This window comes from Lysobacter sp. FW306-1B-D06B, assembly GCF_038446665.1.
Lineage (GTDB): Bacteria > Pseudomonadota > Gammaproteobacteria > Xanthomonadales > Xanthomonadaceae > Lysobacter_J.
In genome coordinates this window covers 24695-40303 of record NZ_CP151802.1, presented here as the reverse complement: position 1 = coordinate 40303, position 15609 = coordinate 24695, and the positions used below count along the sequence as shown (strand labels likewise).

Here is a 15609-nt window from a genome sequence, read left to right as displayed (position 1 = left end):
GAAGTCTCACCGCAGCGCGATGGTTACCGTTGCAACTACGTCGTGCCTCCGAGCAGTTGCGTTCGCAGTGCTTCGTAGTCGGCCGACAGCCGTTCGGCGGAGGCCGGCCAGGCCAGTGTTTCGGCGAGCGCGGGCGGTGCCGGCACCGCGTGGCCGACCAGCGGCTCGACGATGCCGTCGAACTTCGCCGGGTGCGCCGTCGCGACGACCGCCCACGGACGCGTATCGCCGCGCGAGCGCAGTCCTTCGAGCACCTTCAGCCCCGTCGCGGTATGCGGACAGGGCACGATGCCGTGCCGTTCGGGCGCGCGGCGGAGCGTGTCGGTGATGTCCTCATCGCTGACCGAGAACGCGGTGACACTCGTGCGCAAGTCATCGTCGTTGCGGTGCCAGTGGCGCAGGCGCTCGAAATTGCTCGGTGCGCCCACGTCCATCGCATTCGCCAGCGTCGCTCTCGTCGCCTGCGGTGCGTAAGCCTCGCCCGCGAAGAAGCGCGGCAGGACGTCGTTGGCATTGCAGGCGAGGATCAGCTCGCCGATCGGCAAACCCATGCGACGTGCGACGAACGCGGCGCATGCATTGCCCAGATTGCCGGTCGGCACGATGAAGTTGAGCGGCTGCCCGTTCGCGCTCCGGAACCGCAACGCGGCGTGCGCGTAGTACGCCACTTGAGGCAGCAAGCGCCCCAGGCTGATGCTGTTGGCCGAACTCAGCGGTACGTCGCGACGCAATGCTTCGTCCGACAGCGCCTGCTTCGCCAGCCGCTGGCAATCGTCGAACGTGCCCTGCACGCGGAACGTGCGCACATTGTCGCCCCAGCATTCCAGGCCGTGCGCCTGGCGCGGCGAAACACGGCCTTCGGGGTAGAGGACGACGACGTTGAAGCCAGGGCGACGATGGAAGGCCGAGGCCACGGCCGCACCGGTGTCGCCGGACGTGGCGACGACGATCGTGGTCGGCGCTGCGTCGGCATGGCGCAGGCGCGACAGCGATTCGGCCAGGAAGCGTGCGGCGTAATCCTTGAAGGCCGCCGTCGGGCCGTGGAAGAGTTCGAGAAGATGATCGTCTTTGCCGAGCGGTCGCAGCGGTGCATCGAAGGAGTAGGCATGCGTGCAGATATCGGCGAGCGCATCGCGCAACGAGGACGTGGCGAAGTAGGGACGCAGCACGGCATGCGCCGTATCGGCGAGTGTGGCGCCGGGCGTGATGTCGATGTGTGGGATCGATTCGGGCACGTACAGCCCGCCGTCCGGCGCGAGGCCGGCGACCAGGGCGTCGTCGATCGAGGTGGGCGGCGTCTGGCCGCGGGTGCTGAGGAAGTTCATGCGCGTTCGATGACCTCCGCGCGCGGGCCGGCCACCGGCGTGACATAGGCGCGTGAACCGTAGCCCGCCGCGGCGAACGCAGCCTGCATCGACGGCGCCGCGGCCTGCGCCTGCTCGCGCGATTCGAACCACGCAAAGGTGCTCGGCCCTGCGCCGGAAATGCTGGCCCCGAGCGCGCCGTGTTCGAGTGCGGCGGCCTTGGCCTCGACGAAGCCGGGAATCAGTGGCGCGCGGCGCGGTTCGACCAGCAGGTCGTGCAGGCCCTCGCGCAACAGCGTTGCATCACCGCGTTGCAGCCCCGTCAGGAACAGAGCGAGATGCGCGCTCTGTTCGACCACCACCGACAGCGGATACGGATCGGCCAGCACCGCGCGCGCACGGCGTGTTTCCAGCACCTGATCCGGGTGGACCACGACCGCGTGCAGCCACTGCGGCACCTGCAGCGGGATCATGCGGGTGTCGGTCGCCATCACCACGCCGCCGAGCAGCATCGGTGCGACGTTGTCGCCGTGGCGGCTGCCGCTGGACACCGATTCGCCGTCCAGCGCGAATTCGTACAGCGCTTCGCGCGGCAGCGGTGTGTCGAGCAACGCGTTCGCCGCGACCAGCGCGGCCACGCACGAGGCCGCCGAACCGCCGAGGCCGGAGCCGAGCGGAATGCCTTTTTCCAGTTCCACGGTGAAGCCGTGAGCAAGCCCCAGCTTGTTGCGAAGACTGATCAGTGCCTGTCCGGCGGTGTTGCGTTCGGCCTGCAGCGGCAGCGAGTCCGCGCCGGGCACGTGGCCTCGGATCGCGTCGATGCGGACGACGGGTTCGGCGATGCGCCGTACGATCGCGACGTCGCGTACGCCGACGATGGAATGGCCGAGCAGATCGAAGCCCACGCCGATATTGCCGACGCTGCCCGGCGCGAACGCGCGGGCGATGGGCTGTGCCTCGATGTCGTCGCTCATGCATGGACCTCTGCGTGCGCTTCGCCCAGTGGCAGCGACAGCCCCGGCGCGGTGCCGAGCGACTGCGCGATCGCGAGCACATCGCCGAACACGCCGGCCGCGGTCACCTCGGGTCCGGCGCCCGGACCCTGTACGACCAGCGGATTGTCGGCGTAGCGGCGCGTGCGGAACTGCACGAGGTTGTCGGTCAGCCGTGTGTGGCAGCAGGCGTGCTCGGCGGGCAGGGCGACCACGCCGACGCGGGCGCGGCCATCACGGTCGAGCTGGGCGAGGTGGCGCAGCGATCGGCCTTCCGCCGCGGCCTCCCGGTAGCGGGCCAGCATCGGGGCGTCCATTTCCTCCAGGCGCGCGAGGAACGCCCCGCGGTCCACTTCGCGCAGTGCCTGCGGCACCAGGTTCTCCACTTCGACATCCTCCAGCGACAGCGCGCGACCGGCCTCGCGCGCCAGGATCACCAGTTTGCGTGCGACGTCGAGGCCGGAAAGGTCGTCGCGCGGATCCGGCTCGGTATAGCCCAGCGCCTGCGCCTCGCGTACGAGCTGCGAGAACGGCACCGTGCCGTCGAACCGGTTGAACAGCCACGCCAGTGTGCCCGAGAGCATGCCGTCGATGGCGTACAACTCGTCGCCGGTGTCGAGCAGATTGCGCAGGGTGAGCATCACCGGCAGCCCCGCGCCGACGGTGGCTTCGTAACGGAAACGTCCACCGCCACGGCGGCCGGCGTCCTGGATCGCGGCGTAGTTCGCCCACGGACCGCTGCCGGCCAGTTTGTTGGGCGTGACGACGTGGATGCCGCGCGCCAGCCAGCGCGGATAGTGTTCGGCCACGCGCGGGCTCGCGCTGCAGTCGACGATGAGCGCATGCGGGAGGTGTTCGCCACGGACGTGGTCGGCGAATTCATCCAGATCCAGCGCTCGTGCGGCCCCGCCCTGCAGGCGGGCGGCGGCGTCGGCCGGCTCCACGCCGCGTTCGTCGAGCACCATCGCGCGGCTGTTCGCGATGGCGCGCAGGCGCAGGTCCAGGCCGGAACGCTCGCGCAGCCGCGGCAACGCGGCGGACATCTGCACCAGCAGCGCGCTGCCGACCTGACCGGGGCCGATCACGCCGACCGACAGCGTCTGCGGCGAGAGCCAGAACGCGGCGTGCGCGGCACGCAAGGCGCGCGTCGCGTCGTTCGCGCCGATGGCGACGGAGATGTTGCGTTCGCCAGCGCCCTGCGCGATGGCGCGTGCATTCACGCGTGCCTGCGCCAGTCCGCTCAGCAGGCGCGCCGCGACGCCGGGCGTACCGACCATGCCGTCGCCGACCGCCGCCAGCACGGCGATGTCGCGCGTGAGCGTCACGCCTTGCGCCTGGCCGTCGGCGATGGCGTCGGCGAAGGCGGCAGCGGCGGCGTTGCGCGCGCGCTCGGCCTGATCGGCGCGCAGCACGCAGCAGATCGAATGCTCGGACGAACCCTGCGAAATCATCGTCACCGATACACCCGCGCCGCGCAGCGCACCGAAGAGGCGCTCGGCCGCGCCCGGCACGCCCACCATGCCGTTGCCGACGAGTTCTACGATGGCCAGGTCGCGCACCAGGCTCAGGCCTTTGACCGGCGCGGCGTCGTGGCCGCTGTGCGTGGAGATCAGCGTGCCCGGCGCTTCGGGGCGGTGCGTGTTGCGGATCCACAGCGGAATGCCGCGTTCCTGCACCGGCGCCATGGTCTGCGGATGCAGCACCTTCGCGCCGAAGTACGCCAGCTCGCAGGCCTCGGCGTAGGACATCGAAGGCAGGCACACCGCTTCGGGCACCAGGCGCGGGTCGGCGGACAACACGCCGTCGACGTCGGTCCAGATGGTGAGCCCGACGGCATCGAACAGGTTGGCGAAGATCGCGGCCGAGTAGTCGCTGCCGTTGCGGCCGAGCGTGGTGGCATGGCCGTCGGCATCGCGCGCGACGAAACCGGTGACTACGACGTTGCCGTCGGCGTGGCTCGCACGCCACGCGGCCAGGCGCTCGCGCGAGGCGGCCCAGTCCACCGCCATGCCCATCTCGCCTTCGTGCACGACGAGCACGTCGCGCGCATCGAGCCGGTGCCAGCCCGCTGCATCAGCGCCGAGGGCGGCCTGCATCAGACGCGAGGACACGACTTCGCCCAGACCGGGCAAACCGCGAGCATGCACGTCGGCCGATGCATCGCCGCAGGCCAGCGCGAGGAGTTGTTCGTGCAGAACGTCGAAGTCCTGCAGCAGTGCGGCCTTGAGGACGTGATGACCATTGGGGTCCAGGACCGCTGCGGCGACGAGATGCCGCTCGCGCAGCGCGTCCCATTCGGCGGCCCAGTCATCGCCCCGGCGTGCGGATGCCAGCAGGGCGAGGAGGGCGTCGGTAACGCCCTGCATCGCTGATACGACGACGATGCGGGTGCGCGCCGGATCCTGCAGCAAGGCGGCAGCGGCGCGATAAAGCGACGCATCGGCCAGGCTGCTGCCGCCGAACTTGTGGACGTGGCACTGCGGAGAAGGTGGAAGTGATGCGTCTGCGGGGGGCATGGTCGGGCTCCGTGTTTGAGCCCCGCGACCGCCCGGGTGCCAGACCTGCGCACCCGGTTCGGGTGCGGAGGCGTGGTCTTCAGATCAACTGGACACGCCCGTCCGCACCCGCAAGCGAGTGGTACCGGTACCGGTGGTAATCGCAAATACGCCCGCAACGGACGCCACGCCGGTCGGCGCGGTCAGGTCGGTCTGCGGAAGCGTGCTGCGATGCGTCATGGGGTCGAGAAGATCACGCGGTTTCGGGGCTTGTCAACTGTTGCATCTGTAACCGGACAACGCCGTCCGCGCTGCGATTCGGTCGCTCTTGTGCCGGAGCGTCCGAGTCGCAGGTGACCGGCAGCCCATGCCTCCACTAGCATGCGGGCTGCCGGGGAGCCGCGCGCAGGCGCGTACCAACCAACAATCGGACACCCAGCCGACGCATGCGCGGCAGGGCTCAGTGCGGGGATTCGTGAACACGTCGACGGCCAGGACCACTCTGTCGCTCCGCGAAGCTTTCGCGGTCGCGGCGATCTGCTTCGGCCTATCCGTCCTGGCGTCGGTGGAGGCCGTCGTGGTGGGGTTTCCCGATCAGGTCTTCTCGGACGCCTCGAACGTCTGGGCCGCCTTCATCGAAATCATGTTGGGTATGGCCGCGGTGTTCTACCTTCGCGTGCGCGATTTCGACGTGCATTCACTGATGCCGCGCCCCGACCTGAGCGGAACCGTGGTCGGCATCGTGCTGTTCTTCGCCACGTGGATGGCGTGCGCGGCGGTCCTCGCGATCCTCGGATTGGAGCGTGCGGTCGTCGGATTCTCCTTTACCGAGGCCTCTCTCGGCTCGACCGTTCTCATCTCGATCGTCAATGGAACGTTCGAGGAAGTCTTCCTGCTGGGCGTGCTGACCCGCAGCTTGAGGGAGCACGGTGCCTCCATCGCCATCGGTCTTTCGCTGCTGGTGCGTCTGTTGACCCACCTTTACCAGGGGCCGGCGGGCGCCGTATCGATCCTCGTATTCGGCCTGTTGCTGTCGGTGTTCTATGTGCGCACGGGGCGGCTGTGGCCGGTGGTGTTCGCGCACATCCTTGCGGATGTCGTCCCGATGACCCAGGGCGGGGCGGGCGGCTGAGTTGTCCCGCCCGCGGCCGCGTGGTGAAATGCACGCCGAAGCGGGGGTACCGGCCATGGGGCCGGTTGAGACAGACCCTTCGAACCTGATGCGGTTGAGACCGCCGTAGGGAAGCTTCGCGACACCGCCGTGCGTGCGGTGCGCGCCGCCGCTTCGTCCCGCCGCTCCAGGACGAACGCCATGAATGCTGTCCCCTCCGAACTCCTCCAGAAGGCCGAACAGCTGTCGGCCGACGTCACCCGTCCGATTCCGGGCTCGCACAAGATCCACGTCGAAGGTTCGCGCCCCGATCTGCGCGTGCCGATGCGCGAGATCGCGCTGGCGAAGACGCCGACCATGTTCGGTGGAGAAGACAACGCACCGATCGCCGTGTACGACACCTCCGGCGCCTACACCGATGCGAACGCGCACATCGACCTTGCCCAGGGGCTGACGCCGCTGCGCGCGCAGTGGATCGCCGAACGCGGCGACACCGAAGTGCTGTCCGCGCTGTCGTCGGAATTCGGCCGCAAGCGCGAGCACGATCCCAAGCTCGACGCCGTGCGTTTCCGCAATCGCCCGCTGCCGCGCCGTGCGCTGTCCGGCGCCAACGTGACGCAGATGCACTACGCGCGTCGCGGCATCGTCACGCCGGAGATGGAGTTCATCGCCATCCGCGAGAACCAGCGGATCGAGGCGATCCGCGAGGCGCACCTGCTGCGCCAGCATCCGGGCGAAACCTTCGGCGCGAACATCCAGAAGATCATCACGCCGGAATTCGTTCGCGATGAAGTGGCGCGCGGTCGCGCGATCATCCCCAACAACATCAACCATCCGGAAAGCGAGCCGATGATCATCGGCCGCAACTTCCTCACCAAGGTCAACGCGAACATCGGCAATTCGGCCGTGTCGTCCGGCATCGCCGAGGAAGTGGAGAAGCTGGTGTGGTCGATCCGCTGGGGCGCGGACACGGTGATGGACCTGTCCACCGGCAAGCACATCCACGAAACGCGCGAGTGGATCATCCGCAATTCGCCGGTGCCGATCGGCACGGTGCCGATCTACCAGGCGCTGGAGAAGGTGGACGGCCGCGCGGAGGAGCTCGACTGGGAGATCTTCCGCGACACGCTCATCGAGCAGGCCGAGCAGGGCGTGGATTACTTCACCATCCATGCCGGCGTGCTGCTGCGTTACGTGCCGCTCACCGCGGGCCGCGTGACGGGCATCGTCTCGCGCGGCGGTTCGATCCTCGCCAAGTGGTGCCTGGCGCATCACAAGGAGAATTTCCTATACACGCACTTCGAGGAGATCTGCGAAATCATGAAGGCCTACGACGTGGCCTTCTCGCTCGGTGACGGCCTGCGTCCGGGTTCGATCGCCGATGCGAACGACGCGGCGCAGTTCGGCGAACTGGAAACGCTGGGTGAGCTGACCAAGATCGCGTGGAAGCACGACGTGCAGACCATGATCGAAGGCCCCGGCCATGTGCCGATGCAGCTGATCAAGGAAAACATGGACAAGCAGCTGCGCGAGTGCGGCGAAGCGCCGTTCTACACGCTCGGCCCGCTGACCACCGACATCGCGCCGGGCTACGACCACATCACCAGTGCGATCGGCGCGGCGATGATTGGTTGGTTCGGCACGGCGATGCTGTGCTACGTCACGCCGAAGGAGCACCTGGGCCTGCCCAACAAGCAAGACGTGCGCGAAGGCCTGATGGCGTACAAGATCGCCGCGCATGCGGCCGACCTCGCTAAGGGCCACCCGGGCGCACAGGCGCGCGACAACGCGATGAGCAAGGCGCGTTTCGAGTTCCGCTGGGAAGATCAGTTCAACCTCGGCCTGGATCCGGAGCGTGCGCGCGAGTACCACGACGAGACGTTGCCGAAGGATGCGCACAAGGTCGCGCATTTCTGCTCGATGTGCGGCCCGCACTTCTGCTCGATGAAGATCACCCAGGACGTGCGCGACTACGCGAAGGAGCATGGCGTGGACGAGTCCGCCGCGCTGGCCGAGGGCATGGCGGAGAAGTCGGCGGAATTCCGCGCGCAGGGCGCGCAGGTCTACCGCAAGGCGTGACTTCGCAGGGCGTCGTTGTCGCACAACGACGCCCCTTCGCCCCGCGTTCGGCTACGCTTGGCCGCATCCGGAAGGGACGCGAGGCGACATGGCAGACAACCGCATCGGCAAGCTGCGCTGGCGCGCGCAAGCGCGGCGCCATCCTTCCGCATTCCTGCTGGGGGCGCAGCTGCTGAGTCTGGTGCTGTACCCGCTGTTCGACGAGATGCGCGGCGGGCGCGTGCTGTTCGGTGCACTGGGCGTGGCGGTGCTGATGCTGGCGGTGTGGGTGGTCAACCGCAGCCCGGCGAAAGTGTGGGTGGCGTGGCTGCTGGCGGCGCCTGCGCTGCTGCTGTCGGTCGCGGCCGTCGTGCTGGGCAACGACACGCTGCTGGTGGTGTCCTCCGCGCTGGAGGCGCTGCTGTACCTGTACGCCGCGGCGAGCCTGATCGCCTACATGCTCGGCGATCATCGCGTCACCACCGACGAACTGTTCGCTGCGGGCGCGACGTTCACGCTGCTCGCCTGGGGCTTCGCCTATGCGTATTTCGTATGCCAGGCCTGGTATCCGGGCAGCTTCACCGGCGCGGTGAACCCCGAGGCGCCGCGCACCTGGCTGGAACTGCTGTTCCTGAGCTTCACCACGCTCTCGGCGACGGGCCTGGGCGACATTCTGCCGCTGTCCTCGCCGGCACGCGTGCTGGTGATGCTGGAGCAGTTCGCCGGCGTGGCCTACATCGCCGTGGTGGTTTCGCGCCTGGTGGGCCTGACGATCCTGCGCTACGGCGCCCGCTGACGCTGCGGGCCGGGATCTCCAGACAAAAAAATTCGCGCCGGAGCGCGAATGCTGGAACAGAACGTTCTGTAGTACGTCGGCGAGAGAGGGCCTGAAGCCCACCCCCATGTAAACGGGAGTAAGCCTGCGGACGTTAGAATGTCCAGGCAAGTTTTGCTTTCCCCGTGACGTCTGGGCGTTTTGCCGGATTTGCCGAGTAGTCATGCCAAACCCTTTCGGCACATGACGGCTGTTCAGCTTGCCGCTCAACATCTCCGGATTCATGCCCAGACCTTCCGAACCCTCCACCTCGCCCCTGCCGTCCGAACGACTGCGCGTGGGCGAATGCGTGGTCGACGTGCCCCTGCGCGAGATCCGCGCGCCGGGCAAGCGTCGGCCGTTGCGCATCACCCCCAAGTCCATGGGCGTGCTGCTGGTGCTGGTCGAGCAGGCCGGGCGGGTGGTCAGCCGCGACACGCTGATGACCGAAGTCTGGCCGGACACGCTGCCGACCAACGACGTGGTCACGCAGGCGATCACGCAGCTGCGCAAGGCCTTCGACGACGAGCGTGGCAATCCGCGCTACATCGAGACGATCGCCAAGAACGGCTATCGCCTGCTGGCGCCGATCGAATGGGTTCACACCGCCACGCCTTCGGGCAGTGCAGACACGGTGACCGGCGACGAGCGCTGGGCCGACCCCACGCGCACGACCGCCAAGTACCCGGCGATTGCCGGCGCCGATCCGAGCGAACCGCTGGCGCCGGTGCCGTTTCCGGCCGCGTCGATGCCGCGCGGGACCTGGGCGTCGATCGCCTCGGTGGTGTTTGCCGTGGCCCTGCTGGTCGCGGGCCTGGTCGCTTGGGCCCTGCTGCGCGCGCCCGTGGATTCCGGCGAGGCGAATACGCCGGTGGCGGTGTCGGGCATGCAGGGGCTGCGAAGTGAGCGCCCCTATCGCCTGATCACCTCCGCCGTCGGGTTCGAGCTGTCGCCGACCTTGTCGCCGGACGCCGGCCTGGTGGCGTACGTCGCGATCCCCGAGGGGCAGCGCGGCACCGCGATCATGATCCAGACGACCGAGCAGACGCAGCCGCGCCAGCTCACGCGCCCCCCGGAAGGCGCCGACGACAGCGCGCCGACGTGGTCGCCCGACGGGCGCTGGATCGCCTTCATGCGCACCACGGTGGACAGTTGCAGCATCCGTCTGGTCACGCCGAACGCGCGCTCGGAGCACGAGGTCGGCGATTGCGACCGCCGCAACCCGCCCAGCTTCGACTGGACGCCCGACAGCAACGGTCTGATCTTCGGCGGCATGACCGGCGAGCACGGCAGCCTGGGGCTGCGAGTGCTCGACCTCGACAGCGGACAGTGGCGGCCGATCGAGTACCCGCACGACCCCGAAGAGCTGGACACCTCGCCGCGCTACTCGCCGGACGGCCGCTGGATCGTGTTCGTGCGCAACCCGCCGCTGGGGGATTTCTGGCGCATTCCCGCGCAGGGCGGGAATGCCGAACGCCTCAGCCGCCTGCGTGCCGACCTGCGTGGCTGGGACTGGTCGCCGAGCGGGCGCGGCCTGCTCTTCAGTGCGATGGTCGACGGCGAATACCGCGTGTTCCGGCTCGACACCGGCACCGGCGAGGCGCGGCCGGTCGGGCTCGACGAGGCGCAATCGCCGGTGGCGGCGCGCGCGCGGCGGGCGATCGCCTTCGTCCAGCGCCGTCCGTACTTCGGCCTGTACCGCGTGCGCCTGGACAGCGACGGCTCCGGCCACGGTCGCGTGCACGTGGTCGAGCCACTTTATCCGTCCTCGTCGCGCGACCTCCTGCCGGCGATCGCGCCGGACGGGCGGCAGCTGGCCTTCGTGTCGGATCGCTCCGGCAGCAATGGCCTGTGGGTGGGCGACGTGGACCAGCCCGACACGCTGCGCATGATGGGCGGGGTTCGCCCGGGCACCCGCTACGCCCCGTCCTGGTCGTCCGACGCCCGCCGCCTGCTGGTCACCGGCTCGGACGAAGGCGGCAAGGCGGTGGTCCAGGAAGTCATGGCGGCCAGCGGTCAGGTCGTGACCCTGCCGATCCCCGACCCGGACCCGCTCCAGGCCCAGTACACGCCGGACGCGAACCGCCTGCTCGTCCTGGCCGCCAACGACGACGGCCTCCCGCAGCTGCGCATGTACGACCGTTCCACCACGCCGTGGCGCTCCCTCGGCCGGGTCGATGGCGTCTCGCACTTCCAGGTGGACGGGCCGCGCCGGCGCATTCTGTTCACCCGCCTGACCGAGGCCGGGCTGTGGGAAGTCGGGCTGGACCTGTCGGCCGCGTCGATCCGGCGCATCAGCGCCGCCGACCCGACGGCCGACCGTTACCGCATGTGGTCCGTGGCGCCCGACGGCGAGGTCCGCTACATGGAGCGGCTCCAGGATTGCGCCGCCAGCCTGCGCCGGATCGTCCCCAGCGACACCGCTCCGCCGCGTTGCCTGGACCAGACCCGACGCTCGGCGATCAATGGTTTCAGCCTCGGTGGGCCGCGCGGTGACGTGGCTTATCTGGCCCTGGTCGAGTGGGACGGGGCCGATATCGGTTACATGGAGCTGCCGAAGGAAACGACGGACGTGATGCCCGGATGGATCAAGTAATTGATGCCGCTGGGAAAAGTCCTTTCGGAAGTCCTTCGGTTTTGCCGTCGTTGCGATTTCGGATAAGTCTCGACCAACTTTCCTGATGGCGACCCCGCCTCTCAGGCAAATCCATTGACCATTCTCGGCACATGAGGTGGACCAATGGAGCAAGTGCAATGGGCGGACCGCGGGCAGCTGCTGCAGCTCGACACGCCTGACGGCGCGGTTCAGGGCGGTTGCATCGGGGTTTCCCGGCTGGGCAGCGTCCAGGTTTCGGGCGGCTTCTCGTTCTGGGTGCAGCTGCATGGCAGCTCGTGGGTCGAGGCGAAAGAGGGCAAGTTCCGTCTTCGCAGCGGCGACTGGCTCGCGTTCGAAAAGGACTCCAAGCCGGTCGTCCAGGCCGACCGCTTCGGCATCGCCATCGGTCTCACCCTGTCCGGCGACGCGCTGCGGGAAATGACCCGCTTCGCCGACCGCGGCCTCTACGCCGGCCGTGGCCAGATGACCCGTCACGACGCCCGCATCGCCCTGCGCCTGTGGCGCGAAGCGGCGGCCCGTCTGGCGGAGAACCCCGGCGCCGGCTTCGACGCCTCGCTCCTGCGCCCGATCCTGCTGCACCTCGCCGGCGTCCAGCGCGAACTGGCCGCACGCATCCCGCGTTGCCCGGGCCGCTCGCGCAGCCGCAAGCGTCAGGTCTTCGGCCGCCTGCAGCGTGCCCGCCTGTACCTGGAAGGCAATTGCGACCGCGTGGTGCGCATCAGCGAACTGGCCGAGCTGACCAGCTTCTCCAGCTGGTACTTCTCCAAGACCTTCCACAGCCTCTACGAGGAAAGCCCGCAGGCGGCCTCCGCGCGCATGCGCCTGGAGCACGCGGCGGACCTGCTGACCAGCACTTCGATGATGATCGGCGAAGTCGCCGCGGCCAGCGGCTTCGACAACTGCTGCAGCTTCGCCCGTGCCTTCCGCGCGCGCTTCGGCGAGTCCGCCACGCGCTACCGCGCCGCGTCCGCTCGTGGCGATGCGAGCCGCGCGTTGGCGGTCTCGCGCAAGTCGCTGGAACGCAAGTCGCTCGCGACTGGCAACTGATCGCGCACGCACGCGTTACCACAAACGGCCGGCGATTCGCCGGCCGTTTTCGTTGTGCGTTCTCTTTGCGCGCAGGTTCTGCGAGCGCGGTCTCAGCTTGATGTCCTGCGTCGGTCGCGCGTAAGAGACACCGTCGGTTCGGAACGTTAAGGCCGTGTCCTCGCTGGCAGACTCAGCAAAGTCTCTCAACGGCACACGCAAAGCGATGGAGCTCCCCAGAACTTAAGTTTGATGAGCGTTTAACACGCCCATAACAGATATCTGGAGAGAGATAGATGAACCATCGCAATTTGCGCACCGCGATGCGCGTCGGCATGCTGCCGGCAGGCATCGCGATCGCACTGGCGCCGGCGTTCGCCGTCGCGCAAGAAGGTGGCGAGCAGGGTGCGACCACCCTGGACCGCATCGAAGTGACCGGCTCGCGCATCAAGCGCGCCGACGTCGAGACCTCGCAGCCGATCTTCACGCTGAGCCGCGCCGAGATCCAGAAGCAGGGCGTGACCTCGGTCGCCGACGTGCTGCAGCGCATCTCGAGCAACGGCGCCGCGCTGAACTCGACCTTCAACAACGGCGGTGACGGCTCGGCCGGCATCAGCCTGCGTAACCTCGGTGAAGGCCGCACGCTCGTGCTGGTCAACGGCCGTCGCTGGACCCAGGGCCTGGGCGGCAGCGTCGACCTGAACACCATCCCGGCCGCAATGATCGAGCGCGTGGAAGTCCTGAAGGACGGCGCCTCGACCATCTACGGTTCCGACGCCATCGCCGGCGTGGTGAACATCATCACCCGTTCGAACTTCGAAGGTGCCGAAGCCGGTGCGTACATCGGCCAGTACCAGCAGGGCGACGGCGAGCGTCAGGCGTATGACTTCACCATCGGCACGGGCAACGATCGCGGCAACGTGATGCTCGGCGTGTCGTACGTGAAGGAAGAGCCCGTCATGGCCGGTGATCGCAAGATCTCCGCCGGCGGTCCTCCGTTCTTCGGCGGTCAGAGCACCACGGGCTTCCCGGGTTCGTTCGTCGACACCGACAATATCCGCTACATCATCGATCCGACCACGGGCGCCAAGACGCGCTTCAACTCGGACATCCACGGCTACAACAGCGCCCCGGACAACTACCTGCTGACCCCGCAGGAGCGTACGTCGCTGTTCACGCAGGCCAACTACGACATCACCGACAACGTGCGCTTCAAGACCGAGATGCTCTACAACGAGCGCATCTCGGAGCAGCTGCTCGCGGCGATGCCGGTGACCGGCATGCGCCTGTCGGCCAGCAGCTACTACAACCCGACCAATCCGAACGGCTTCTACGCCGGCACGCCGGCCTTCCAGACCGGTGGCGCGCGTGACCTGATCGGTGTTGCCCGTCGCTTCCAGGAGTCCGGTGGCCGTTCGTTCAATCAGAACGTCAAGAACTGGCACTTCTACGGTGGTTTCGAAGGCTACTTCGAAGTCGGCGAGCGCACGTTCGACTGGGATGCGGGCTACCGCTACGACCGTTCGGACGAGAATGACCTGACCTACGGTCTGTTCAACCGCTCCAACCTGGCCCTGGCCTACGGCCCGAGCTTCAACGACAACGGCACCATCCGTTGCGGCACCGCGGCAGCTCCGCTGGCCGACTGCGTCCCGGTCAACCCGATCGGCACCGACGGTTCGATCTCGCAGGAAGCGATCGACTACACCGCCTTCACCGCGCACGACTCCAGCCGCGTCACCTCGAAGAGCTACTACGCCAACATCAGCGGCGACATCGTCGACCTGCCGGCTGGCGCGCTTGCCTTCGCTGCGGGCTATGAGCACCGCACCGAGAGCGGCCAGTACGATCCGGACGCGTTCATCGCCGCCGGCCTGAGCACGGGCAACGGTTCCAAGCCGACCGCCGGTGGCTACAAGCTCGACGAGTACTACCTCGAGCTCGCGGTGCCGGTCCTGGCCGACCTGCCGGGCGCCAAGCTGCTCGACTTCTCGCTGGCCACGCGCTACTCGGACTTCAGCAACTTCGGCAACACGCTGAACAGCAAGTTCGGTTTCCGCTGGAAGCCGATCGACGACCTGATGGTCCGCGGTAACTGGTCCGAGGGCTTCCGTGCTCCGACGATCAACAACCTGTACGCGGGCAACCAGGATTCGTTCGAGAGCTACGACGATCCGTGCGATGCACGCACCGGCCAGCTGGGTAACCCGCAGGTCGCCGCGCGCTGTGCTTCGGAAGGCGTCTCCCCGACGTTCACGCGTTCGCAGCGTCAGACCGCCGAGGCCTTCACCTGGACCTCGAACGACAACCTGCAGCCGGAAACCTCCACCACCAAGACCCTGGGTTTCGTCTACAACCCGAGCTGGCTGGAAGGCTTCGACATCTCGCTGGACTGGTACGAGATCAAGATCGAGAACGCGATCTCGCGTCCGGAAGCTCAGTTCATCCTGGACAAGTGCTACGCCGGTACGGCGGGTGAGCAGGCCGTGTACTGCGGTCTGTACTCGCGCGATCCGGCTTACCCGGGTGCGCCGAACACGATCACGAACCTGGAAATGCCGCTGCTGAACCTCGCCGAGTACAACGTCGAGGGCTGGGACATGACCGTGAACTACAAGTTCCCGGAAACGTCGTTCGGCAAGTTCGCGATCACCTGGGACACCGCGTACACCTCCAACTGGTCGACCAAGGCCACGGTGGATTCGGTCGAAGAACAGCGTCAGGGCCTGTACCTGCCGCAGGATCCGTACTGGCGCATCAAGTCCAACATGTACCTGGACTGGACCTACGGCGACTTCGGTGCGACCTGGGGCATGCGCTACAAGTCCGGCCTGTATGAGACCTGCGTGCTCGACAACGACGAAGGCCTGGCCGATGCGTACTGCTCGGATCCGGACCGCGTGACCGCCGAGGGCCCGTCCCCGCGCAACTACCTGGGCGCCGTGACCTATCACGACATCCAGGTGCGCTACAACACGCCGTGGAACGCGACCGTCTCGGTCGGCGCCAACAACGTGTTCGACAAGGAACCGCCGACCTCGTACAGCTCGCCGTACAACAACTTCGATCCGCAGTACGACCTGCCGGGCGCGTTCTACTACGTCCAGTACCGTCAGCGCTTCTGATCGGTTGAAGTACCGCAACACGTAACACCGCCACGGCCCCGAAAGGGGCCGTGGTTTTTTGTGCCCG

Annotated in this window: 9 protein-coding genes and 1 riboswitch; of the genes, 6 read left to right on the top strand and 3 right to left on the bottom strand. The window is 67.7% G+C overall.

What is annotated here, in order from left to right:
• Positions 1-35 precede the first annotated feature (35 nt).
• The 3 genes from thrC to thrA are packed head-to-tail and all read right to left on the bottom strand — an operon-like array spanning position 36 to position 4812.
• On the bottom strand, positions 36-1325 hold the full coding sequence (gene thrC, locus AAFF32_RS00165) for a threonine synthase (protein WP_342316093.1): 1290 nt from the start codon (positions 1323-1325) through the stop codon (positions 36-38).
• Entirely contained in the window at positions 1322-2278 is a 957-nt protein-coding gene (locus AAFF32_RS00160) for a homoserine kinase (RefSeq protein WP_216966059.1), read from the bottom strand. The genes thrC and AAFF32_RS00160 overlap by 4 nt, the downstream gene beginning before the upstream one ends.
• On the bottom strand, positions 2275-4812 hold the full coding sequence (thrA, locus tag AAFF32_RS00155) for a bifunctional aspartate kinase/homoserine dehydrogenase I (protein WP_342316092.1): 2538 nt from the start codon (positions 4810-4812) through the stop codon (positions 2275-2277). Before thrA ends, AAFF32_RS00160 begins: the two co-directional genes overlap by 4 nt.
• Positions 4813-5266: 454 nt before the next feature.
• Here thrA and AAFF32_RS00150 point away from each other — a divergent pair, with 454 nt between their 5' ends.
• From AAFF32_RS00150 to AAFF32_RS00125, 6 genes are all read left to right on the top strand, one after another.
• Positions 5267-5923, top strand: coding sequence for a CPBP family intramembrane glutamic endopeptidase (locus tag AAFF32_RS00150; RefSeq protein ID WP_216966063.1), 657 nt, complete (start codon positions 5267-5269; stop codon positions 5921-5923).
• Positions 5924-5955: 32 nt separating this feature from the next.
• A riboswitch (TPP riboswitch) is annotated at positions 5956-6053 on the top strand.
• A gap of 50 nt (positions 6054-6103) precedes the next feature.
• The gene (gene thiC, locus AAFF32_RS00145) at positions 6104-7981 is read left to right on the top strand and encodes a phosphomethylpyrimidine synthase ThiC (protein WP_342316091.1); all 1878 of its coding nucleotides are present in this window, start codon (positions 6104-6106) and stop codon (positions 7979-7981) included.
• Positions 7982-8069: 88 nt separating this feature from the next.
• On the top strand, positions 8070-8756 hold the full coding sequence (locus AAFF32_RS00140) for a potassium channel family protein (protein ID WP_216966068.1): 687 nt from the start codon (positions 8070-8072) through the stop codon (positions 8754-8756).
• 262 nt (positions 8757-9018) lie between these two features.
• On the top strand, positions 9019-11370 hold the full coding sequence (locus AAFF32_RS00135; RefSeq protein WP_342316090.1) for a winged helix-turn-helix domain-containing protein: 2352 nt from the start codon (positions 9019-9021) through the stop codon (positions 11368-11370).
• A 144-nt stretch (positions 11371-11514) separates the two neighbouring features.
• Positions 11515-12438 carry a helix-turn-helix domain-containing protein gene (locus AAFF32_RS00130; protein ID WP_216966072.1) on the top strand — a complete coding sequence of 308 codons (924 nt, stop codon included), beginning with the start codon at positions 11515-11517 and terminating at the stop codon, positions 12436-12438.
• 275 nt (positions 12439-12713) lie between these two features.
• Positions 12714-15542: a TonB-dependent receptor gene (locus tag AAFF32_RS00125; RefSeq protein WP_342316089.1), complete on the top strand. Its 2829-nt coding sequence runs from the start codon at positions 12714-12716 to the stop codon at positions 15540-15542.
• Positions 15543-15609: the final 67 nt, after the last annotated feature.